22 protein-coding genes are annotated in these 22,178 nt (G+C 72.5%); 12 read left to right on the top strand and 10 right to left on the bottom strand.

Features of this window, described 5'->3' with window-relative positions; all coding sequences use genetic code 11:
- Positions 1 to 113: 113 nt before the first annotated feature.
- On the top strand, positions 114 to 1,367 hold the full coding sequence (locus tag AB0A65_RS26000; RefSeq protein ID WP_359955558.1) for an MFS transporter: 1,254 nt from the start codon (positions 114 to 116) through the stop codon (positions 1,365 to 1,367).
- Positions 1,368 to 1,443: 76 nt separating this feature from the next.
- Here AB0A65_RS26000 and AB0A65_RS25995 read toward each other — a convergent pair whose 3' ends face one another.
- A complete protein-coding gene (locus tag AB0A65_RS25995; protein WP_359955555.1) occupies positions 1,444 to 2,409 on the bottom strand; it encodes a WYL domain-containing protein in 966 nt (321 codons plus the stop codon).
- Between the two features lie 172 nt (positions 2,410 to 2,581).
- Between AB0A65_RS25995 and AB0A65_RS25990 the strand changes: the two genes are divergently transcribed.
- The 3 genes from AB0A65_RS25990 to AB0A65_RS25980 all read left to right on the top strand — a co-directional run bounded on the left by AB0A65_RS25990 (position 2,582) and on the right by AB0A65_RS25980 (position 4,868).
- Positions 2,582 to 3,235, top strand: a complete 654-nt coding sequence (locus tag AB0A65_RS25990) for a hypothetical protein (RefSeq protein ID WP_359955552.1) — start codon at positions 2,582 to 2,584, stop codon at positions 3,233 to 3,235.
- A 154-nt stretch (positions 3,236 to 3,389) separates the two neighbouring features.
- Positions 3,390 to 3,974: a TIGR03086 family metal-binding protein gene (locus AB0A65_RS25985; RefSeq protein ID WP_359955549.1), complete on the top strand. Its 585-nt coding sequence runs from the start codon at positions 3,390 to 3,392 to the stop codon at positions 3,972 to 3,974.
- 120 nt (positions 3,975 to 4,094) lie between these two features.
- Complete coding sequence (locus AB0A65_RS25980) at positions 4,095 to 4,868, top strand: class I SAM-dependent methyltransferase (RefSeq protein ID WP_359955546.1); 774 nt, start codon at positions 4,095 to 4,097, stop codon at positions 4,866 to 4,868.
- 20 nt (positions 4,869 to 4,888) lie between these two features.
- Here the strand turns inward: AB0A65_RS25980 and AB0A65_RS25975 are convergent, their stop codons facing one another.
- Positions 4,889 to 5,593, bottom strand: a complete 705-nt coding sequence (locus AB0A65_RS25975; RefSeq protein ID WP_359955543.1) for a helix-turn-helix domain-containing protein — start codon at positions 5,591 to 5,593, stop codon at positions 4,889 to 4,891.
- Between the two features lie 64 nt (positions 5,594 to 5,657).
- On the opposite strand from AB0A65_RS25975, the gene AB0A65_RS25970 reads away from it, so the two are divergent.
- Entirely contained in the window at positions 5,658 to 6,482 is an 825-nt protein-coding gene (locus tag AB0A65_RS25970; protein ID WP_359955541.1) for a hypothetical protein, read from the top strand.
- Positions 6,479 to 7,264 carry an isocitrate lyase/phosphoenolpyruvate mutase family protein gene (locus AB0A65_RS25965; RefSeq protein ID WP_359955538.1) on the top strand — a complete coding sequence of 262 codons (786 nt, stop codon included), beginning with the start codon at positions 6,479 to 6,481 and terminating at the stop codon, positions 7,262 to 7,264. Before AB0A65_RS25970 ends, AB0A65_RS25965 begins: the two co-directional genes overlap by 4 nt.
- On the opposite strand, the gene AB0A65_RS25960 is transcribed toward AB0A65_RS25965, so the two are convergent.
- The 3 genes from AB0A65_RS25960 to AB0A65_RS25950 are packed head-to-tail and all read right to left on the bottom strand — an operon-like array spanning position 7,236 to position 8,717.
- Entirely contained in the window at positions 7,236 to 7,625 is a 390-nt protein-coding gene (locus AB0A65_RS25960; protein WP_359955536.1) for a VOC family protein, read from the bottom strand. The two genes, AB0A65_RS25965 and AB0A65_RS25960, sit on opposite strands and share 29 nt — an antisense overlap.
- Positions 7,626 to 7,661: 36 nt before the next feature.
- Positions 7,662 to 8,312 (bottom strand): DUF6518 family protein, encoded by a 651-nt coding sequence (locus AB0A65_RS25955; RefSeq protein ID WP_359955533.1) that lies wholly within the window; start codon positions 8,310 to 8,312, stop codon positions 7,662 to 7,664.
- Positions 8,313 to 8,366: 54 nt separating this feature from the next.
- A complete protein-coding gene (locus tag AB0A65_RS25950) occupies positions 8,367 to 8,717 on the bottom strand; it encodes a MerR family transcriptional regulator (protein WP_359955531.1) in 351 nt (116 codons plus the stop codon).
- A 78-nt stretch (positions 8,718 to 8,795) separates the two neighbouring features.
- Between AB0A65_RS25950 and AB0A65_RS25945 the strand changes: the two genes are divergently transcribed.
- A complete protein-coding gene (locus AB0A65_RS25945) occupies positions 8,796 to 9,515 on the top strand; it encodes an SDR family oxidoreductase (protein ID WP_359955528.1) in 720 nt (239 codons plus the stop codon).
- A gap of 34 nt (positions 9,516 to 9,549) precedes the next feature.
- On the top strand, positions 9,550 to 10,287 hold the full coding sequence (locus tag AB0A65_RS25940) for an AAA family ATPase (protein ID WP_359955525.1): 738 nt from the start codon (positions 9,550 to 9,552) through the stop codon (positions 10,285 to 10,287).
- On the opposite strand, the gene AB0A65_RS25935 is transcribed toward AB0A65_RS25940, so the two are convergent.
- The 4 genes from AB0A65_RS25935 to AB0A65_RS25920 form a co-directional block, all read right to left on the bottom strand.
- Positions 10,284 to 11,141, bottom strand: coding sequence for an NAD(P)H-binding protein (locus tag AB0A65_RS25935; protein ID WP_359955523.1), 858 nt, complete (start codon positions 11,139 to 11,141; stop codon positions 10,284 to 10,286). The two genes, AB0A65_RS25940 and AB0A65_RS25935, sit on opposite strands and share 4 nt — an antisense overlap.
- A 96-nt stretch (positions 11,142 to 11,237) precedes the next feature.
- Positions 11,238 to 12,077, bottom strand: a complete 840-nt coding sequence (locus AB0A65_RS25930; RefSeq protein WP_359955520.1) for an alpha/beta hydrolase — start codon at positions 12,075 to 12,077, stop codon at positions 11,238 to 11,240.
- A gap of 111 nt (positions 12,078 to 12,188) precedes the next feature.
- Positions 12,189 to 13,406 (bottom strand): right-handed parallel beta-helix repeat-containing protein, encoded by a 1,218-nt coding sequence (locus tag AB0A65_RS25925; protein WP_359955517.1) that lies wholly within the window; start codon positions 13,404 to 13,406, stop codon positions 12,189 to 12,191.
- 91 nt (positions 13,407 to 13,497) lie between these two features.
- The gene (locus tag AB0A65_RS25920; protein WP_359955514.1) at positions 13,498 to 15,018 is read right to left on the bottom strand and encodes a helix-turn-helix domain-containing protein; all 1,521 of its coding nucleotides are present in this window, start codon (positions 15,016 to 15,018) and stop codon (positions 13,498 to 13,500) included.
- Between the two features lie 130 nt (positions 15,019 to 15,148).
- Between AB0A65_RS25920 and aceA the strand changes: the two genes are divergently transcribed.
- The 4 genes from aceA (at position 15,149) to AB0A65_RS25900 (ending at position 20,461) form a co-directional block, all read left to right on the top strand.
- Positions 15,149 to 16,462 (top strand): isocitrate lyase, encoded by a 1,314-nt coding sequence (gene aceA, locus AB0A65_RS25915; protein WP_359955511.1) that lies wholly within the window; start codon positions 15,149 to 15,151, stop codon positions 16,460 to 16,462.
- Positions 16,463 to 16,527: 65 nt separating this feature from the next.
- The gene (gene aceB / locus AB0A65_RS25910; RefSeq protein ID WP_359955508.1) at positions 16,528 to 18,144 is read left to right on the top strand and encodes a malate synthase A; all 1,617 of its coding nucleotides are present in this window, start codon (positions 16,528 to 16,530) and stop codon (positions 18,142 to 18,144) included.
- A gap of 169 nt (positions 18,145 to 18,313) precedes the next feature.
- Positions 18,314 to 19,825 (top strand): FAD-dependent monooxygenase, encoded by a 1,512-nt coding sequence (locus tag AB0A65_RS25905; RefSeq protein ID WP_359955505.1) that lies wholly within the window; start codon positions 18,314 to 18,316, stop codon positions 19,823 to 19,825.
- Positions 19,826 to 19,870: 45 nt separating this feature from the next.
- Positions 19,871 to 20,461, top strand: coding sequence for a TetR/AcrR family transcriptional regulator (locus AB0A65_RS25900; RefSeq protein WP_359955502.1), 591 nt, complete (start codon positions 19,871 to 19,873; stop codon positions 20,459 to 20,461).
- 42 nt (positions 20,462 to 20,503) lie between these two features.
- Here the strand turns inward: AB0A65_RS25900 and AB0A65_RS25895 are convergent, their stop codons facing one another.
- A complete protein-coding gene (locus AB0A65_RS25895) occupies positions 20,504 to 22,012 on the bottom strand; it encodes a LuxR C-terminal-related transcriptional regulator (RefSeq protein WP_359955499.1) in 1,509 nt (502 codons plus the stop codon).
- Between the last annotated feature and the right edge of the window lie 166 nt (positions 22,013 to 22,178).

Below are 22,178 nucleotides of genomic sequence, written 5' to 3'. Positions count from 1 at the left end.
TCGCCCGGCGGACCGGAACGCGATGCGTTCCGGCCCGCCGGGCTTCGTTGTGAGCCAGCTAACCGCACTTCACTGACGCGTTTTGTCAGTGAACCGGCCGCATCATCTCCACCATGACGACCACCGCCCAGGCCGCCCGCCCCGCCGTGCTGCCGCCCCGGAACCGGGCCGAGCGCCTGCTCCTGCCCGCCACGTTCATCACCAGCCTCGGCAACGGCGTGCAGCTCGTCGCCGCCGCCGTCCTCGTCTTCACCACGGGGCAGAGCGCGCTGGCCGTCGGCTGGCTGTACATCCTCGTCTCGGTCCCGCCCGCGCTCCTGTCGCTGTGGTTCGGCTCGATCGCGGACCGCTTCGACCGGCGCACGCTCTGCCTGATCGCGGACCTGGCCAGTGCGGTCGCGGCGGCGTTCCTGCCGGTGTGGATCCTCTCCGGGGGCGACCCGGGGCCGGTGGCGTACGGAACGGCGTTCGCGCTGTCGCTCCTGTCCGCGATGTTCACGCCCGCGGGCGGCGCGCTCATCAAGGAGCGCGTGCACCCGGCCCGGACGGGGGTCTTCAGCGCCCACTACGAGATCGCGATGCAGCTGGGGCTGCTGCTGTCGGCGGCCCTCGGCGGCATCCTCATCCACTACGTGGGGACCACGCCGCTGTTCATGTTCAACGGCGTCACGTTCCTCGCCTCGGCGGTCGCCTTGTGGGCCATGCGCAAAGCCCCGGCGCGGACCGGCGCCGCGGAGCGCGCGGCGGCGGACGGCGGGGTGCCGGGCGCGCCGCTACTGCGGCTGGGCCTGCTGTACGCGTGCGGGCAGATGCTCATCATGGTCAGCAACACGACGCTGATCGTGCTCGTCTACGTCGCGTTCGACCGCGGCGCGGGCGTGTACGGGATCGTCGATGCGCTTGCGGGCCTGGGGTTCTGCGTGGCGGCGGCGCTGTTCCCGCGGGTGGCCGCGCGGTTCGGGGAGTTCCGCGCGGCGGTGGTCGGGGGCGTGGGGTGCGCGCTCATGTCGTTCGTGCTGCCGCTGCACCTGGTGGTGCTGCTGCTGGCGGTGCCGCCGGCGGCGTTCATGGTCGGCATGTCGCGGGTCGGCCTGCGCTCGATCCTGCTCCGGTCGGTGCCCGAACGCCGCGCGGGGCGCCTCTTCGGCGCGGTGAACGCTGCGGGCCTGGGCCTGAGCGCGGCGATGACGGTCCTGGTCGCGGCGGTCGCCGACGCGACCCACATTCGCTACGGCTTCTACCTCCTCGGCGCGGTCTGCGCGGTGGCGATGACGGCCACGGCGCTCTCCTTGCGCGGCAAGGTGAAGGACGCTCTGCGCCCCGCGGTCGGGAGTGTCGCGGCCGAGGTCCCCCCGTTGCAACAGTGACACCGGGGTCCGACAGCGCATCAGGGTATGACAGTGCATCTGGGTCCGACAACGCATCAGGATCCGACAGTGCCGGTCACTTGTGGAGGTCGAGGACCGCTCGGGCTCGTTCGCGCATCATCGCGCGGAGGGTCGGGGGTTCGAGGACTTCCACTCCGGCGAGCTTCATGAGTTCGCCGGAGGCGACCCATTCGGTCTCGATGGGGATGGTGGCGACGGCCCAGTCGTGGGCGTCGCGGTCGGCCTTCGCGATGGCGGCGACGGTGTCGGCGTCGAGGTGGTCGGGGGCGCGTTCGATCGCCTCGGGGGAGAAGCGGACGACGGCCTCGCCGCGGTAGCGGCGGGCGTCGAACGCGGCGAGGTTCTCGGCCCACCAGGCGGCCAGGTCGAAGCCGTCGGGCCGCTCGAACAGGATGTCGGTCTTGGTGCCCGCCAGCAGGTTCGCGACCTTGTACGGCAGGACCGGCCCCGTCCCCTGCGAGGCCGCGAGGTACCAGCGGCCGCCCTTGAGGACCAGGCCAAGCGGCCGCAGGACGCGCTCGACCTCGCGCGGCTCCTTCCACCGCCGGTACCGGACCTTCAGTTCGCGCTGCTCCCACGCGGCGTTCGCGACCATCGCGAGCATCGGCACGGTCTCCGACCGCTGGAACCAGGCGACCACGTCGAGGTGGAACAGCCGCCGCGCCCGCTCGGCCCGGTCGCGCTGCTGCGGTGAGAGCGCCGCGGAGAGCTTGAGCTCCAGGGCCGCGAGCTCGGTCTGGAGGCCGAGGTCCGTGGCGGCCTGCGGGACGCCCGTGAGCACGAGGGCCTCCGCCTCGGTCTCGGTCACGCCGGTCAGCCGCGTCCGGTAGCCCTCCACGAGCCGGTACCCGCCCTCGTGGCCGCTCTCCCCGTAGATCGGGATGCCCGCGGCCGCGAGCGCCTCCGCATCGCGGTAGACGGTGCGCACGGACACGCCGAGCTCCGCCGCGAGCGCGTCGGCGGTCATCCGCCCGCGCTGTTGGAGCAGCAGCATCATCGACACCAGGCGGCCAGCACGCATACGGCAAGTATGCGCACGGGTCCGACGTCCCCGCGGCCCGATACCGCCTCCGGTGGGCGCGCGTCGCCGTTTCGATGAAACTCCTTGGACGGCTGGGGGAGTGCATAGAGTCCGGTGCGGCGACGGCCCCGGTCCGCTGTGGACCGGGGCGCCGACGACAGCAGGGAGCACCATGGCGAACGCACGACCCGTCCGATCCGTACGACTGCGCCACCCCGAACGCCTGCGCCGCCTCGCGGCCGCGGCCGCCGCGGTGCCCATGGCGGCGATCATGGGCGCCGCGGGGGCGTCCGCGGCCCCGCCCGAGCAGGTCAACGTCATCCCGGACGTCGACTGGACCCAGGTCGACCTGACCGGCCGCGCCGAGATCAGCCTGCTCGCCACGGGCGACGAGCGGTACGAGACCGGGAAGCTGAAGGGCACCGCCGACCTCGGGCGGCTGGCCCCGGAGGGGTACATGGGGGTCGACAACCTGTTCCTGCACCGCAAGAAGGGCTCGGGCGGCGACTTCGGGAACGTCGACGTCATGGTCGGCCCGGACCGGAGCGAGGACCTGGTCCCCGGCGACGAGGTGGCGATCATGGACTTCGCGACGGGCCTGACGTTCGAGGTCGCGCATCCGCCGTTCCGCACTGAGAGCGGCGGCGATCCGATCGCACTGGTCACGGACCCGTTCGTGCTCGAACCGATCTACCGGGCGGAGGAGTTCCCGCCGGTGAACCAGCAGTTCCGGCTGGAGGACTCGGTCGCGGTTTACCTGGAGACGGGTGAGGGCGTATACGAGCAGGTCGGTCTGCTCGAAGCGTTCGACGTGACCGTGAAGTAGGGCGGCGGGGGAGCGGCCGGGCGGGTTCCGCCCGGCCGCTCCGCGTTCCAGAAATCTCCGCCAGCCTATTGGAATGGAACATTCCCTTCTGCTATACTTGAACCATGAGGCGGTCCGATCCCCCGGGCCGGACCAGAACGCGAAGGGACGCGACATGACCACCACCGAATGGGCCCTGCTGGCCGAGGCCCACACCGCGCTGCTCGACGTCGTCAAGGGCGTCAAGGCCGACGACTGGAACCGCCCCACCCCCTGCTCGGAGTGGACGGTCGCGCAGGTCCTTCAGCACGCGGTCGGCGACCAGCTCGGCTTCGCCGCGGCCATCACCGGCGGCGAGGGCCCCTCGTGGAACCCGTTCGCGCCCACCGGCGAGCCGATCGAGGACCCGGTGGCGTCCACCGCCGCCGCGCTCGACGCCGCCGCGGCCGCCTGGGCCGGCGTCGCGAAGGACGCCGCCGAGGTCCCGGTCCCGGTGCCCCCGAACGTGCTCGACGCCGTGACCGGGGTCGGCGCCTGCGCCCTCGACGCCGCCGTCCACGCGTGGGACATCGCCGTCGCCACCGGCCAGCCGCAGCCGCTGTCCCAGTGGGCCGCAGGGGAGATCATCACCGCCGCGAAGCAGATCGTGGAGCCGCTCCGCGCCTGGGGCGCCTACGCCCCCGTCGTCGAGGGCGCCAGCGGCGACCAGGTCGCCGAGCTGCTGCGCTACCTGGGCCGCGACCCCGAGTGGGCCGCCTGATCCGGAACCGCTGCAGGGCCGCGGCACCGCCGCGGCCCTGTCCCGTGCCCGTTTCTCCCTTGCCTCAAGGCCGCCCGCGCCCTAGGCTCACACCCACGCACCACGACGGGAGACCCCTCGATGACGCAGACCCGCAGCGCCGACTGGGACTACGGCGAACTCTCCGCCCGCGTCTACGAACTCGACAAGCCCGTCGGCAGGTCCCTCAACGGGGACGTCGAGTTCTACTCGCGCCGCCTCGCCGGGACCGAGGGCGACGTCCTCGAACCGGCCGTCGGCACCGGGCGCATGCTCGTTCCGCTGCTCCGCCTGGGGCTCAACGCCACCGGCTACGACACGTCGGCGCACATGCTGAGCATCTGCCGCCGCAACCTCGACGAGGCCGGGCTCGACGCCGACGTGTTCGTCGGCGACATGACCTCCTACGTCAAACCCGGTGCGTACGAAGCGGTCCTGGTCCCCACCGGCTCGATCGTGCTCCTGCCCGACCGGTCGTCCGCCGTCGAGGCCCTGCGCCTCATGCACGCGAGCCTGCGCCCCGGCGGGCGCCTCTTCGTGGACCTGCCGCCCTACAGCCACTTCACCGAGCCGGGGCCGCTGCGCCACTGGGAGGACGGCGACGACCTCCTCACCTTGCAGACCATGCACGTCGACGTGGACGCCCTGCGCCAGCGCGTCGTCCGCTGGCTCCGCTACGAGCTGTGGCGCAAGGGCCGCCTGGTCGAGACGCAGCTCCAGAACAGCGGCCTGCTGTGCTTCGAGGTCGAGGAGTTCCTCCAGGTCCTCCACGAGGCCGGGTTCGCCGACGTGAAGGTCTACGGGAACTACGACGAGGACGCCGCGCCCGGCGCCGACGCGTCGATCTGGACCTTCGAGGCCCTCAGCACCGACTGACCGGAGCGCCGACCGACCCGCTACCGCAGTGCCGCGGCGTCGAGGCCGAGCAGCCCGTCCAGCGCCGCGGCGCCCGCGTCGGTGAGGCGCACGGCCCGCGTGGAGCCGATCCGGCGGACCCACCCCGATCCGAGGAACCGGGCGCACACGGCCGCGCCCGCGAGCCCCGCGAGGTGGCTGCGGCGCTCCGTCCAGTCCAGGCACTCCTTCGCCGCCGGGCGGCGGCTGCGCGACCACGTCGCGGTGTCGACGCCCAGGTCGGTCATCCACTCGCGTCCCTTGTCGCTCAACGCAAACCCCGCATCCCGGTCGATGAGCCCGCGGCCGGTCATCGCGTCGGTGACCGCGACGCCGAGCCGCCCCGCGAGGTGGTCGTAGCAGGTGCGGCCCCGCGCGAGCGCCGCCGAGGCGGTGGACGCCCGCAGGCCCGCGGGCGCGGCGGCCGGGAAGTGCCCGGCGAGCGACTCGATGAGGGCCGCGGTCTCGGGGTCGGCGAGCTGCACGTACCGGTGGCGGCCCTGCCTGCGCTCGGTGCACAGGCCGGAGTCCACGAGCCGGTGCAGGTGCCCCGTGGCCGTCGGCGCCGAGACGCCCGCGAGCCGCGCGAGCTCGCCCGCGGTCCAGGCGCGCCCGTCGAGGAGCGCGACGCAGAACGTGGCCCGCGTCGGGTCCGCGAGCACCGCCGCGACCTCCGCCAGCCTGGTCCCCTGCGCGCGATCGGTCATGCCCCGATTGTGCCCCCGCGACACTTCGGCGCGCACCGAACCGTCCGGAGCCTACGGTCGCCGCATGATCTCGTTCGGCGCCGACCGCGCCCCCGGACTCCTCGCCCACCCGGGCCTCGTCCCGCCGCCCGCCGCGCCCGGTCCGCCCGGCGGCCTCGCCTGGCTGCGCGCGGGCGTCGCCCGCTTCGCGTCCGGCGAGGCGCATGCGCGGCGGCGCGCGCTGGCCGCGGACCTGCTGGGGCCCATGGACCTCGATGTGCTGCGCCTGCGCGCGGAGGTTCTCGCCTGCATCGCCTTGGAGGACGCGCCGCTCGACGTCATGGACCGGATCGCCCGGGACGTGCCGGTCCGCGTCCTCGCCGAATCCCTCGACATCCCGGACATCGACGTGGCCGCCGTCCGCAGGGTCGCCGCGGCCTACCCCACCGGCGAGCCCGTGCCCGGGGCTGACGACGCCGTCGCGTCCCTGGTCGCGGCCTTCGGCGGCGTCGCCGACGAGCCCACCGCGGCCCGGATCGGTCTCCTCGTGCAGGCATGCGAGGCGACCGCCGCGCTCATCGGTGGCACCCTCGCCGCGGGCGCCGGGCTCGGCCCCGACGCCGTCGCCGCCCGGCTCCGCGACGACCCGCCCGTCAGGGCCACGATCCGCCAGGCCGCGACCGCGGTCGCGGGTCTCCAGCCCGGCGAACCGGCCCGCATCGAACTCGACGGGACCGTCCCGTTCGGCGCGGGCCCGCACGCCTGCCCCGGCCACCGGCAGGCCCTCGCCGTCGCGACCGGCGTCTGCGAAGCGCTCCAGCGCGTCCCGGCACCGACCGGACCCGTTGCGTACGAACCGCTCCCGAACCTGCACCTCCCCGCAGCGATCCACGTGAAGAGGCACCCGTGACGTTCCAAGATTTCGCCGCCGCCCACCGCGGCCCGCGCCCGCTCGTGCTCCCCAACGCCTGGGACCACGCCTCCGCGGCCGCGCTCGCCGCCGCCGGATTCGCCGCGATCGGCACCACCAGCCTCGGCGTCGCCGCGGCCCACGGCCTCCCCGACGGCGCCGGTGCCACCCGCGACCAGACCATCGCCCTCGCCCGCAGCCTCGGGCCGCTCCCGGCGCTCATCACCGTCGACATCGAAGGCGGCTTCAGCGACGACCCCGAGGGGGTCGCCGCGCTCGCCGCGGTCCTCACCGGGCTCGGGATTGTCGGCGTCAACCTTGAAGACGGCCGCCCCGACGGCACCCTCACCGACCCTGAGCACCACGCCGCTCGCATTGCGGCCGTGAAGGAACGCTGCCCCGGCCTGTTCGTGAACGCGCGCACCGACCCGTACTGGCTCGGCACCGCGAGTCCACTGGAGACCGCCCTCGCCCGCGCCGACCGCTACACGGCCGCGGGCGCCGACGGCGTGTTCGTCCCGGGCGCCACCGCAGAGGACGACATCCGCGCCCTCGCCGAAGGGATCGCCGTCCCGCTCAACATCCTCTACGCCCCAGGCGGTCTCAGCGTCGACCGGCTCGGCGCCCTCGGCGTCGCCAGAGTGAGCACCGGCTCCCTCCTCTACCGGGCCGCGCTGACGGCGGCGGTCCGCACTGCGGGCCTGATCGGAGCGGGGGAGCCGGTGGAAACGGACCAGATCTCTTACGCCGAGGTCACAGCGTTGCGAGTTCCTCGGGGGTGAACGCGCGCAGGATGCAGAACTCGTTGCCCGCGGGGTCGTTCATGACGATCCACGACGACGAGTCGTCCTGCCCGACGTCGGCCCGCTTGGCGCCCAAGGACTCCGCGCGCGCGACCTCCGCGGCCTGGTCGTCGGGGCGCAGGTCCAGGTGCAGGCGGTTCTTCACCGACTTGCCCTCGGGGACCTTGATGAAGAGGATGTCGGGGGAGACGCCGTCCTGCGGGCTGCCCAGCGGCGGCTCCAGCACGACCTCCTTCTCCGTGTCGTGGGTGACGCGCCAGCCCAGCAGCTCGGCCCACCAGGGGCCCAGCTCCTGCGGGTCGGCGCAGTCGACGATGATGCACTGCCATTGCAAACTCATCGCGCCACACTAGAGGGCATTCGCCGCAATGTCGAGCTAGCTTCCGAAACCCGCCAGCGAGAACCCCGCGAACCCCAGCGCCGCAAGCGGAACCGCGACCGCCAGGGCCGTCAGCCGCCTGCGCCACGTGCGGCCCAGCAGTCCGATCAGCAGCAGCCCGACCACCGCCATGATGACCGCCGTCGCCAGCCCGTCCGCCCGGTATTGCTCCTCGACGTTCGAGAGGCGCCGCAGCAGCACTCCCGCCTCCGCGAAGAACACCGCGCCCAGCGCCGCGAGCCCCGCGGTCGCCCGCCACGGGACCGAAGAGCGCGACCATGCGCCGAACGTCCCGAACACCGTCCCCGCGAGCACCCCGAACGCCATCCACACCAGCGAGGTCACCGCCCACAGGTTCGCCAGGTCGTCGTCCTGGATCAGCGTCGCCGCGACGTAGTACGCCCCGACCGCCACCACCAGCAGCACCGTCCCGGCCACCGCCGGACGCCACCGACCCGACCGCACCCACGCCCCGATCCCGAACGCCCCGACCGCCCACACCGCGCTCGAATTCGCCAGGTTCGCCCACGGGTACGCGAGCTCCCGCTGCGCGACCAGGTCCACCGCGCCGAGCGCGATCCCGCCGAGCACGGCGACGGCGAGGAGCAGCGGCCACCGCGGGCCGGCGAGAGTAGGCGAGTCCGACATGCGCGGAAGTATTCCACGCCCCGAACCCGCGCCCACATGAGGGATACCCGGTATTCAGTCGGTGCGGGTCCCGTCGATGAAATCGAGCATCTCCTCGAACCGCGCCTTCGTCGCCGCCGCGGCCAGGAACTCCGCCTCCACCCGCGCGTACTCCTCCCGGAGCACCGACTGCTGCTCCGGCGTCACCTCGTCGACGCTCTCGCACCGCCGCAGCTTCACGATCGCCCGGCTCGGCAGCCCGTTCGCGAGCATCAGCCTGATCCACTTGACCTGCTCGACCGCGTCGGCCGGATAGACGCGCTGGCCGCTCGAAGTGCGCTCGGGGTGCAGGAGGCCCTGCTCCTCGTAGTACCTGAGGGCGCGCGCCGTCGCGCCCGTCGTCTCGGCCAGCTCACCGATGCGCATCCGCGTCCTCTTCCTCGCTGTGGCTTGCGCCACCGTCGCTTGCCCCTGACGCCGGCGTGAGGTCATAGCTTCGACCGCATGGACATCAAAGGATCAATCGCATTCGTCACCGGCGCCAACCGCGGCATGGGCCGCCATTTCGCCCGGCAACTTCTGGAACGCGGCGCGGCCAAGGTCTATGCCGGTTCCCGCAACATCGAATCCATGGACCTTCCGGGCGTCGTGCCCGTGCGGCTCGACATCACCGACCCGGCCTCGGTCGCGGCCGCCGCGGCCCTGGCCGCCGACACCACGATCCTCGTCAACAACGCCGGGATCGCCACGTTCGAGAACCTCGTCCACGCCCCCGAGGAGGCCATCCGCCGCGAGATGGAGACGAACTTCTTCGGGACGCTGAACATGGTGCGCGCCTTCGCACCCGTGCTCGGCGCGAACGGCGGCGGCGCGATCCTCAACATGCTGTCGATCCTGTCCTGGCGCGCCGCCGGGATCGGCCACGCGTACTCCGCTGCCAAGGCCGCCTCCTGGAGCCTCACCAACGGCGCCCGCCTCGAACTCGCCGCCCAGGGGACGCAGGTCGTCGGCCTCCACGTCTCCGGCGTCGACACCGACATGCTCAAGGACATCCCCGCGGAGAAGAGCGACCCCGCCGACATCGCCCGCGCCGGGCTCGACGGCATCCAGTCCGGCGCCCTCGAAGTCCTCGCCGACCAGGACACCGTGGACCTCAAGGCGGTCCTGAACGCCGACCCGGCCACCGTCTACCCCGAGCTCGCCGCCATGCGCCCCGCGGCCTAGCATGTACGCCGTCGTGCGGATGGAGTGAGCGAAGATGCTGGTGGAACGGGTCAGGATCGACGGCGGGATCGACGAGTCCCAGTGGCCGTTCACGCTGGAACCGGTCCGGTCCCTCGCGAACGGGGGACTGGACCTCACCCGGCCGGTCACGTTCCTCGTCGGCGAGAACGGGTCCGGCAAGTCCACCATCGTCGAGGCGATCGCCGAGGGCTTCGGCCTCGACTCGCACGGCGGCCGCGCGGGCCGCAAGTACGGCAACGACCGCGAGGGGACCGTCCTCGGGGAGGCGGTCACCCTCGACTACACGCGGGCCGGGTCGCGGATGCAGACCGGCCCGCGGGCGAAGAAGCGCGGCTTCTTCCTGCGGGCCGAGACCGCGTTCGGGCTCCTCAACTTCGTGAGCGGGATGCCCGGGTACTGGGACGAGAACGTCGCCGAGATGAGCCACGGCGAGGGCTTCCTGACCGTCCTGGAGGCGATGTTCGCCGAACCGGGCCTCTACCTCATGGACGAACCCGAAGCGGCCCTGTCGTTCACGTCCTGCCTGCGCCTGGTCGCGATCATGCACCGGCTCGGCGAGATCGGCGCGCAGGTCGTGTGCGCGACCCACTCGCCGATCCTCGCGTCCACGCCCGGCGCCGACGTCGTCGAGGTCGGCGAGCACGGCCTCGAACGCGTCGCGTGGGAGGACCTGGAGCTCACCGCCCACTGGCGCAGGTACATGACCGACCCCGGTTCGTACCTGCGCCATCTCATCGGCGACGAGTCCTAAGCGGACCAGACCCCGGTCTTCGCGGTGTCGGCGGCCCAGTCGGCGAAGCGGATCGGGCCGCGGCCGAGGACGCGCTCGACGCCGTCGGCGGTCGCGGACATCGCGCCGCCGCGCATGAACTCGTACATGAGGTTGAGGAAGACGACCAGGTCCTCGGGGAGGCCAGCGGCGCGCAGGCCCGCGTCGTGCTCCTCCGGGGTCTCGGCCCTGAACGCCACCGGCTTGCCCGAGGCCGCGGCGATCGCGGCCACGGCGTCGGCCGTCGAGAGCGACTCGGGGCCGCTGAGCTCGTAGACGCGCCCGTCGTGGCCATCCTCGGTCAGGACCGCGGCGGCCACCGCGGCGATGTCGGCGGCCGCGATCAGCGGCTCGGTGGTGTCCGCCAGCGGCAGCGCGACCTCGCCGGCGAGCACGAACGGGTAGTAGTCGCCCTCGCTGAAGTTCTCGTTGAAGTTGTTGGGCTGCAAGACCGTCCACTCGACACCCGACGCCTCCACGGCCGCCTGCGCCGCGTACATGCCGATCGCCTCCGGGCCGACCCCGGCGAGCGCCGCCAGGTCCTGGATCCTCCGGCCCGACTGGGCGACGACGCGGCGCACGCCCGCCTTCACGGCGGCCGCGACGAACGCGTCGGCGGGGAACGGGTGGTCCGGCGCGATGATGTAGACCGCGGCGACGCCCTCCAGGGCGGCGTCCCAAGTGGACTCGTCGGTCCAGTCGAAGGGGATCGGGGTGCTGCGGGAGACCGCGCGCACGTCGTGCCCGCCGTCGCGCAGGATCTCGATGAGGCGGCGGCCGACCTTGCCGGTGGCGCCGGTGACGAGGATGGTTCCGTTCGTGGTGTGTTCGCTCATGGGACCAGTCAACCGCGGATTCCGTAGCGGATGAATGGTCGTGGAGCCACGTTCGATGCGTGATCGTCCACGGTTCGGCAGTGCTGCGCCCCTCGGTCAGGCCAGGCCCGCGAGGACCGCGGCGAAGCGCTCCGGGTGGACGAGGACGCCCGTGTGGCTCGATTCGATGGTGTGGACGTCGAACACGTTGTCCGGGGTGAGCGCGTCGGCCTCCTTGACGAAGAGGTCCTGGAGCTCGATCGGGATCGACATGTCCTGCGTCAGCCGCACGTAGCTGCGCGGGATGCGGCCCCAGGTCGCGGCGTCCGCGCGGTCCTCCGGACCGCCCGCGTCCCGGCTCTCGTCAGGGGTCAGCGTGGACAGGAGCACCCGGAACTCGTCGTCGGTGCCGTCGGCGAGCATCGCGTCCTTGAGCGCCCCGAGCTGCGCCGGGTCCGCGGTGCGCCAGTTCATGCGCACCGCGCCCACCCGGGCCGGGTTCGCCGCGGCCACGCCCGCGGCCCGGTCGAGGACGCTCCCCGCGTTCTCGGGGCGGGCCACGTACTCGCGCGGCGTGTGCTCGACGCAGCACCACGCCGAGGCGTAGACGATCCGGTCGAGCAGCTCCGGGCGGCGGTTCGCCACGGCCGTGAGGGTCACGCCGCCGCGGCTGTGCGCCACCGCGATGACCGGCCCGTGCTCCCTGGCGCGCTCCAGGACCGCGACCACGTGGTCGACGTTCTCCTGGAGCCCGACGCCTTCGAGGTTCGACGCCGCCACGGCCAGCTCCGCCGCGTCCTGGGTCTGGTACGCGGACGGGAGGCCCGCCGCGAAGCCGTGGCCCGGCAGGTCCACCGCGAGCGAGCGGTGGCCGAGGAGGGCCAGCTCCCGCATGAGCGGGGCCCAGGAGAACGAGTTGGCGTTGGAGCCGTGGATGAGGACGAACGTCGGTGTCATGGCGCTCATGATTGCAAAGACGTCGATGCCGCGGGGTCCCCGGTGGGCCGGGGTGTGGGGTCGCGGGGGAGGTCGTGCGGGCCGGGCCGCGGGTGCGGCCCGGCCCGGGCGCTAGACGAACGTGGCGCCGAGGTTCGGGTAGTTCTTCGGGACCAGGAAGTTCGTGGACGCGATCGAGCCGTCCGCGGCGCGGGCGCCGGTGGCGACCGACGCGCTGGTGTTCGCGAGGTCCGCGTCCACCCAGCTCGACTTGATGTTCCACGAGTTGCCCGAGCCCGTCGAGGACCCGAGGGCCACCGGCGTCGCGTTGTTCACCGCGAGGTTCGCCGTCAGCGTCGAGGTCGAGGAGTCGAAGTCGAACCCGGTCTTGCCGTTCTTCCACGCCGTGGAGCGGCTGACCTGGAGCGAGCCGGGGTTGCCGTTGTCGGTGAAGCCGTGCGCTGAGTTCTTCCACGCCATGGAGTTCACGACGACGTGGTTCGCAGGCGGGTCGACGTCCCCGCCGCCCATCTTGAAGCCGTTCCCGTCACCGGAGTAGTTCGGGAGGTTCCAGTAGTTGTACCCGTTGCCCCACGCGGCGGTGTCCTCGATGCGGATGGGGGACAAGAACTCCCACGCGTCGAAGCCGTCGTCGGCGTTGTTCCACAGCCGCGCGCCGATCACCTTGTTGCCGGTGCCCGAGCCCTCCTTGATCGCGAGGCCGTCGGCGCTCTCGCCGTTCTTGCGCGGGTCGCGGTTGCCGTAGGAGTCGAGGTTGAGGATCGTGTTGTTCGCCGAGGCGCCCTGGATGTGCAGGCCCGACTCGTAGTTGTCGCGGGTGGTGAGCCGGTCGTAGACGTTGCCGTTGGAGTCGAGCGCGAAGATCGCGTACGGGCCGTGGACGATCTCCAGGCGCTCGAAGCGCCAGTAGTCGCCCTCGACGTGGAGCGCGCCGCGGTCGGCGCGGGGGATCGAGGAGTCGACGGCCCCGGGCGTGTACGGCATGTTCTCGCCGTCGATGACCACTTTCTCGGTGCCGTAGGCGCGCATGGTGATCGGCGCGCTCGCGGTGCCGTTCGAGTTGACCTGGATGTTCGTGCTCGGCGCGTAGGTGCCGCCGCGGATCTGGATGACGGTGCCGGGGACGGCTTTGTTGACGGCGGCCTGAATGGTCTTGAGCGGGGCGGCGAGCGTGCCCGCGTTGGCGTCGTTCCCGTTGGTGGCCACAGTGATCGTGCTGGTCTGGGCCGAGGCCGCGGTCGCGCCGAAGGCGCCCGCGGCACCCGCCGCGACCGCCAGGACGACCGCGAGCGCGGCCTTCCTGAGCCGGCCCGGATGCTGATGGGTCATGTGAGGGTCGCTTTCTCGATGGTGCCGGTACGAGAAGTGGGAAGGCGCTTGCCATCCCGGGTTTCACGGTAACCATCTTCATCGAAGAAAGTCAATATAAGGGGCGCGAATGGCGCTCCAGGAACTGGTACACCTCGGTCTCGTCCACCCCCGGGAAGGAGCCCAGGGGCATGGCGGCGAGTTGGGAGCTGGCGGCGCGGGCGGTGGGCCAGACCTGGCCGGCCCAGGTGCGGGCGAGGTTGCGGGGCGGGTTGCGGCAGCAGTCGGGGTCGGGGCAGCGGGAGACCGAGCGGGCCTTGGTCTCCTTGCCGCGGAACCACTTCGCCGACTCGTACGGGACGCCGATCGAGAGCGAGAACAGCCCGTCCGCGCTGCGCTCGGTCCGGGCCGTGCACCAGTACGTGCCCGTCGCCGTGTCCGTGTACTGGTTGAACGCGTTGAACTTGTCCGGCACGTCGAACACCTGGCGGCTCGTCCAGTACCGGCAGATCGACTGCCCCTCGATCGCGCCCGTCGGGTCCGCCGGGAACGCCACGTCGTCGTTCTCGTACGCCTTGAAGATGATCCCCGACTTGTGGACCTTCTGGAAGTGCGTCCGGATGCCCAGGTGGTGCGTCGCCAGGTTCGTGAACCGGTGCGCCGCCGCCTCATAGGACACCGCGAAGTTGTCGCGCAGGTCCTCGACCGCCACCTCCTTGTCCGACATGGCGCCCCGCAGGAACGCCACCGCGCTCGACTCCGGGATCAGCAGCGCCGCCGCGAGGTAGTTCGTGGACACCCGCTGGCCCAGGAACTCCAGGTACGTGCGCGGCACCTCGTGCTCCAGGACGTAGCTCGCGAGGGCCTGGAGCAGGACCGTGCGGGGGTCGTGCGATCCGGTGCCGACCTGCGTCAGGTAGATGCGTCGGTGCTTGAGGTCGGTGACCGAGCGGGTGGAGTGCGGCAGGTCGTCCACGTGGTGCAGCGTGAACCGCAGGTGCGCGGCGAGGTCGGCGATCTGGTGCTGCGACAGCGGCCCGCCCGCGTAGTCGACCTTGCTCAGGAGCGTGCGGGCCTCGGCCTCGATGTCCGCGAAGTAGTTGTCCTTGTCGCGCATCCGCCGCCGCAGCTCGGTGTTCGCGCGCCGGGCCTCCTCGGGGGTCGCCGTGTGCAGGTTGACCTGGCGGTCCACCTCGCGGTGGAGCCCGACGAGGGCCTCCAGGGCCTCCGTGGGGATGCGGCTCGACGGCTTGACGGACGGCAGGCCGAGGGACCGGTACTGGCCGCTGCGCTGGGCCCGTTCGAGCTCGATCTCCAGGGCCACGCGCCGGTTCGGGGGCTCCGCGCCGAGGAGCTCGTCCGAAGAAACGCCGAACGCCTTCGCGAGGGCCCGGAGCATCGACAGCTTCGGCTCCTTCTTGCCGTTCTCGATGAGCGAGAGCTGCGAGGGCGCGGCGCCCACGGCCGCGCCGAGGTCCTCCAGGCTCATCTCGCGCTGTTTGCGCAGGTGCCGGATCTGCTTGCCGAGGCTGATGAGGTCGACCGAGACGTCGTCGGCGGCCAGCTCGGCGGCCTCGGCGGCGCCCCACGGGCGGTGCGGGGCGTCGGCGGCGCGCGGCGGCAGGTTCGTCATTTCCCCAGTATCGCGAAGAAACGCGATTCTTTCCACTCGGAACCGCTCCGTAGGCGTGCGGGAACGTGAAAGATTTCAGCTACCTGCAAGTAACGACCGCCGCGGCGGTCCCGACTTCTCGGAGCCGACGATGTCCGACAGCAAGCGCGACCCGATCGACACGCAACTCGCCGCCGAGCGCCTCGCCATCGAGTGGGAGTCCGACCCCCGCTGGGCCGACACCGCCCGCGACTACAGCGCCGCCGACGTCGTCCGCCTCCGCGGCCGCGTCACCGAGCAGCACACCCTCGCCCGCCGCGGCGCCGAGCGCCTCTGGTCCCGGCTCACCGAGGACGCCGCCACCGGCGGGTACACCCACGCGCTCGGCGCGATGACCGGCGGCCAGGCCGTCGAGCAGGTCAAGGCCGGCCTGCACGCGATCTACCTGTCCGGCTGGCAGGTCGCCGCCGACGCGAACCTCGCGGGCCAGACCTACCCCGACCAGTCGCTGTACCCCGCGAACTCCGTCCCGCAGGTGGTGCGCCGCATCAACAACGCGCTCATGCGCGCCGACCAGATCGAGGCCGCCGAGGGCGTCCAGTCCGTCGACGACTGGCTCGTGCCGATCGTCGCCGACGCCGAAGCGGGCTTCGGCGGGCCCCTCAACGCCTTCGAGCTCATGAAGGGCATGATCGCCGCCGGCGCCGCGGGCGTCCACTGGGAGGACCAGCTCGCCTCCGAGAAGAAGTGCGGCCACCTCGGCGGGAAGGTCCTCATCCCCACCGTGCAGCACGTCAGGACCCTGAACGCCGCGCGGCTCGCCGCCGACGTCGAGGGCGTCCCCAGCGTCATCGTCGCCCGCACCGACGCCGAGGCCGCCACGCTCCTCACCTCCGACGTGGACGAGCGCGACCGCCGCTTCCTCACCGGCGAGCGCACCGCCGAGGGCTACTACCGCGTCGACAACGGCATCGAGTCGTGCATCGCCCGCGGCCTCGCCTACGCGCCCTACGCGGACCTGCTGTGGATGGAGACCGGCACGCCCGACCTCGACGCCGCCCGCAGGTTCGCCGAGGCGATCAAGGCCGAGCGCCCCGACCAGATGCTCGCCTACAACTGCTCGCCGTCGTTCAACTGGAAGCGCCACCTCGACGACGACACGATCGCCAAGTTCCAGCGCGAGCTCGGCTCGATGGGCTTCACGTTCCAGTTCATCACCCTCGCCGGGTTCCACGCGCTCAACCACTCCATGTTCGACCTCGCCCACGGCTACGCCCGCGAGGGCATGACCGCGTACGTGGACCTCCAGGAGCGCGAGTTCGCCGCCGAGGAACTGGGGTACACCGCCACCAAGCACCAGCGCGAGGTCGGCACCGGCTACTTCGACCTCGTCACGTCGGCCCTCAACCCCAATGCGGCCACTCTGGCGCTCGCCGGCTCCACCGAGCAGGGACAATTCCACTAGCTGCCCAGCGACCAAGTCCGTTCGGGCGGGGCCCCGGCCCCGCCCAGCCACATAAGGAGTACTCAGTGGTCATCGATTCCCAGACCCGCACCGACGCGGGGATCACGGTCAACGGGCCCCGCGTCGCGCGCGAGGACGAGGTCCTCACGCCCGAGGCCCTGTCGTTCGTCGCCGCGCTGCACCGCAAGTTCGCGCCCCGCCGCCAGGAGATCCTCCAGGCCCGCCAGGAGCGCCGCACCCGCATCGCCAACGGCGCCGACCCCGGCTTCCTGCCCGAGACCGCGGACGTGCGCGACGACTTCTCGTGGAGCGTCGCGACCCTCGCCCCCGGCCTGGAGGACCGCCGCGTCGAGATCACCGGCCCCTGCGACCGGAAGATGACGATCAACGCCCTCAACTCGGGCGCGAAGTGCTGGATGGCCGACCTGGAGGACTCGTCCACCCCCAACTGGCACAACGTGGTCGACGCGCAGGTGAACCTGCGCGACGCCATCGAGCGGCGCATCGACTTCACCTCCGAGCAGGGCAAGGAGTACCGCCTCAAGGGGGAGTCCCTGACGGACCTGCCGACGATCATCGTGCGCCCCCGCGGCTGGCACCTCGCCGAGCTGCACCTGCGCGTCGACGGCCTGCCCGTCGCCGGGTCCCTCGTGGACTTCGGCCTGTACTTCTTCCACAACGCGCACCGGCTCCTGGAACTGGGCCGCGGGCCCTACTTCTACCTGCCGAAGCTCGAATCGCATCTCGAAGCGCGCCTGTGGAACGACGTGTTCGACACCGCCCAGGACCTCCTCGGGATCCCGCGCGGCACGATCAGGGCCACCGTCCTCATCGAGACGATCACCGCCGCGTTCGAGATGGAGGAGATCCTCTACGAGCTGCGCCGCCACTCCTCCGGCCTGAACGCCGGGCGCTGGGACTACATCTTCTCGGTCATCAAGAACTTCCGCGAGCGCGGCGCCCGCTTCGTGCTGCCCGACCGCGACCAGGTCACCATGACCGCGCCGTTCATGCGCGCCTACACCGAGCTGCTCGTGCGGACCTGCCACCGGCGCAGCGCCTCCGCGATCGGCGGCATGGCCGCGTTCATCCCCTCCCGCAGGGACCCCGAGGCCAACGCGATCGCGCTGGAGAAGGTCCGCGCCGACAAGACCCGCGAGGCCGACGACGGCTTCGACGGCTCCTGGGTCGCCCACCCCGACCTGGTGCCCGTCGCCATGGAGGTCTTCGACGAGACCCTGGGCGGCCTGCCGAACCAGATCGACAAGCAGCGCGAGGACGTCGTCCCGAACGCGGCCGCGCTCCTCGACGTGGCCGCCACGCCCGGGGAGATCACCGAGGCCGGCATCCGCAAGAACCTCGAAGTCGGTGTGCGGTACATCGAGTCGTGGCTTCGCGGCGTCGGCGCCGCGGCGATCAACAACCTGATGGAGGACGCCGCGACCGCCGAGATCTCGCGCTCGCAGGTCTGGCAGTGGATCAACGCCGGATCGAAGACGGACGAGGGCCGCACCGTGACCCGCGAGTGGGTCGGGCAGCTCCTCAAGGACGAGTTCGCGGCGCTCCAGCGCTTCGACGGCGACCGGTTCGACGACGCCCTGTCGGTCTTCACGGAGTGCGCGCTGGGCGAGGACTACCCGACGTTCCTCACCCTGCCCGCGTACACCCGGTTCCTCATCTGAGGACCGACTCCCCGGCCGACCCCGCCTGCTGGCGCGCGGGGTCGGCCGCCCCCGGGAGTCATAGATATATGTCGACATCGATGTAATGGCCTCCTCGAATTGACAAGTGGGCAACCGCCCACTAATAATGGGCACGCGGTCACTATCGATCGCGATGAGGGGAGTGCCCATGGAGGCTGCAACGGCGACCGAGGTCGTCATCGTCGGCGCCGGACCGGTCGGGCTCGTGCTCGCCTGCGACCTCGCCCGCCGCGGCGTGGGCGTGCGGATCATCGAGCGCGCCAGGGAGTTCCAGGTCGGGACCCGGGCCCGCGGCGTGCGCGGCCGCACGCAGGAGGTCTTCGAGGACCTGGGTGTACTCGACGCCCTGCGGGAGCACGCGGAGGCGCCGCTGCCCTCGCGCTTCTACGACAAGGACGGCAACTTGGTGCGGGAGGTCGTCATGTACGACGCCCCGCCGGTGCCGGGCGCGCCCTACCCCGGAAGCCTCATGGCCGGGCAGCAGCACACCGAGGCGGTCCTGCGCGAACGCCTTGCCTCCTATGGGGTCTCAGTTGAGCTGGGCGGCGAGTTCACCGGGTTCACCGAGGACGGCGACGGCGTCACCGCGGTCTTCCGGTTCACCGGCAGGCGCGAGGAGGTCAGGGCCCGGTACCTCGTCGGCTGCGACGGCGCCGGGAGCACCGTGCGCAAGCGGGCCGGGATCAGCTTCCTCGGCGAGACGTGGGAGCGGCAGCGGATGCTGTTCGGGAACCTCGCGGTGGACGGACTGGACGACTCGGTCGCGCACCTGTGGGCCGAAGGCCCCGGCGGGATGCTCAGCCTCTCCCCGATGCCGAAGAGCGGCACGTGGTTCTTCACCGCGCCGCTCCCGGAGGGCGGCGGCGGGGAGCCGGTCTCGGTGGCGGCCTTCGCGGACGTCTTCGCCGAGCGGGTCGGCCTGCCCGGGGTGACATTCCGCGACCCGGTCTACCTCTCGGTGTACCAGGTGAACATCCGCATGGTCGACCGCTACCGGGCCGGGCGGGTCCTGCTCGCGGGCGACGCCGCGCACGTCCACGCGCCCGCCGGAGGGCAGGGCATGAACACCGGCGTGCAGGACGCCTACAACCTCGGCTGGAAGCTCGCCCGCGTCCTGCGCGGCGCACTCGAGTCCCTCCTGGACACCTACGAGGAGGAGCGGATGCCGGTGGCCCGCCACGTGCTCGACACGACCACCGCCCGCGGCCGCCACTGGGCCGCCTCCGGGCCCGCACAGGTCGCGGACCGTATGATCGGCACCTTCCAGGGCAAGGACCCCTTCAGCGACGTCAGCGGCCTCGGCGTCCACTACCGCGGCTCCAGCCTTGCCCGGCAACTGGACGACGCGATCGGCGTCCGCGCGGGCGACCGCGCCCCCGACGCCCGTGCCGAGGACGCCGGCACGGGAGCTCCGGTGCGCCTCTTCGACCTGTTCCGCGGCACGCACTTCACCCTCCTCGTCTTCGGCGACCGGCCCGCGCCCGAGGCGGGCGACGAGATCCGCGTCCACCGGGTGTCGGGGGCAGAGGCGTTCGGGCGCTACGGGGTCCGAGAGCACGGGATCGTGCTCGTCCGCCCCGACGGCTACATCGCGCTCGCGGGAGGCGACTGGGACGCGTGGTGCGTTGCCGAGTACTTCGCGCGCCTGGCGGTAAAGTGACCGTGCGCCCACCACGAGTGGGCGCACGAGCCGCGAGGAGGACCCATGCCGACGGGTGTAGCCCTGCACGACGCGAGGGCGCGGCTGTTCGCCGCCGCCGAGCAGGTCCTTGAGCGCGACGGGGCGGGTTCGCTCACGAGCCGCGCCGTCACCGAGGAGGCCGGGGTCGCGAAAGGCGTGCTCCACCGGCACTTCGCGGACTTCGACGACTTCCTGGCCGAGCTGGTGCGCGAGCGGATCGCCCGGGTCAAGGCCGACATCGAAGGGCTCCGGGGCGCCGACCCCTTGGTGGCCAACGTGTCCAACGCACTGAGCTGGACGCTCGCCCCGGTGAATCTGCGGCTCGTGAACACCGTGATCGCCCGCGACGAACTGCGCGCCCGGCTGCGCGAGACGAGCCCGCAGGGACTCCCGATCCTCACCGAGGCCACCGCTGCGCTCGCGTACTACCTCGACGCGGAGCGGCGCGCCGGGAGGCTGAAGGCCGACACCGAGGTGCGGACCCTGGCGATGACCCTCGTGGGCACCGGCCACCTCCTGTTCGCCGGAGAACCGGACGGACGGCCCAGCACCGCAGCGGTCCAGGAGGTCGTCGCCTCGATGCTCGTGGGCGCGGAGACGGGCGCCCGCCGCTAGGACGCCATTGACACTGCCGTGCGCTGATTCGCGGGGCGGGTGCTAGTCGCCGTCGGCGACGATGCGGGTGAGTTCCACGCGGGACCTGATGCCGAGCGCCGCGAAGATGTTCCGCAGGTGGTGGTCCACGGTGCGGACGCTGAGTGAGAGCGACTGGGCCACTTCGCGGTTGGTCGCCCCGGTGGCGACGAGTCTTGCGATCCGCAGCTGGTGCGGGGTGAGTCCGGTGAGGGCCCGGGGCGCCGGGCTGCGCTTGTCACCGGCGGCGCGCAGTTCTTGGCGGGCCTGGTCGGCCCACGGGGCCGCGCCGCAGCGCTCGAAGCCGTGGAGCGCGTCGCGCAGGACCGCGCGGGCCGGGAGCGGGCGGCGCCTGCGCCGCAGCCACTTGCCGTAGTGGAGCTGGGTCCGGGCCCGCTCGAAGTCGCCGGTCTCGGGCGGGTGCAGGCGGATCGCGCGCCGGAACGCGTCCTCGATGCGGTCGGGGGGCGTGTCCGCGGGTGCGGTGAGCGCTTCGATGCGGGCCAGCTGCGCGGGGGCGGACAGGTCGAGACCTGAAGCGGCCCAGGCGCGGAGCTCGGCCGTCAGGGTCCGGGTCTCCCGGCCCGCGAGGGCCGCGGCCTCGGCGTAGCAGGGGAGGAGCAGGTGCCGGACCGCGAAGTGGCCCTGGCGGACCGGGTCGGCGAGGCGGGCGGCGGCCGCGGCGGGGTCGCCGCGGCCGAGGTCGGAACGGGCGAGTGCCCACTCGGCGAGGGCGGCGGTCTGGTTGAGGCCGCAGCGCCGGGCCGTCTCCAGGGACGCGGCGGCGTAGGACTCCACTTCGGCGGCGTCGCCTTCGACGGAGGCGCTGAGGGCGAGGACCGCGCGGTGGCGGGCGGCGGCGTTCGTGCGGCCGGTGCGCAGGGCGCCGTCGAGGCCCTCGCGCGAGTGGGCGCGCGCCCGCGCGTGGCGGCCCGCGCGCATCTCGGCGTACGCGAGGTATTCGAGGGCGCGGGCGACGAGGCCGGGTCGGTCGAGGCCGCGGGCGATCGCCAAGGCGCGCAGGCCGATCCGGCATGCGGCGTCGGTGTCGCCGAGGAGCAGGGCCGCGGAGGCGGCGCGGTGGAGGGCGTCGGGGGCGTCGCCGGTGTCGGCGGCGACGCGACGCAGCGGGCCGATCGCGTCCTGGGGATGTTCGCGGAGGAGGCCGGTGAGGCCGCGGAGGTAGTCGGCGAGCTGACCGGTCGGGGCGCCGACGGCGAGTGCGGCTTCGAGCGCGACGGCGCAGGCGGTGCGGTCGCCTGCGGCCCAGGCGGTGTCGGCGGCGAGGGTGTGTGCGGCGAGCGCGAGGTCCCGGGATGGCCCCGCGAGCGCTCCAGCGAGGGCTCCGGCGAGGGTGAACGAAGCGTACGCGTCGCCGAGCGGACCGTCCACGAGGGTGCGCCGGCCCCGGGCGAGTGCGGCCCGGGCCGCTTGTTCTGCGCTGCCGCCCGCGACGCGGAGGGTGACGGTGGCGCCGGAGCGGTTGGCCTCGTGGAGCAGGTGCGCGTCGGCCGGGGTGACGACGAGGGCCACGCTGCCGTCGTCGAGGCGGCGGAGGGTCGCTGCGAGTGTTGACCTGCGGTCATCAAGGGGCGCTTCATAATCGGGCGGAGCGGGCGGAGCGGGCGGAGCGGGCGGAGCGGGCGGAGCGGGCGGAGCGGGCGGAGCGGGCGGAGCGGGCGGAGCGGGCGGAGCGGGC

Origin of the sequence: Glycomyces sp. NPDC047010, assembly GCF_040644205.1 — a bacterium.
In the GTDB taxonomy this organism is placed as follows: domain Bacteria; phylum Actinomycetota; class Actinomycetes; order Mycobacteriales; family Micromonosporaceae; genus Glycomyces.
Note: the sequence above shows the minus strand (reverse complement) of the source record. Positions and strands in the feature narration are given on the sequence as shown.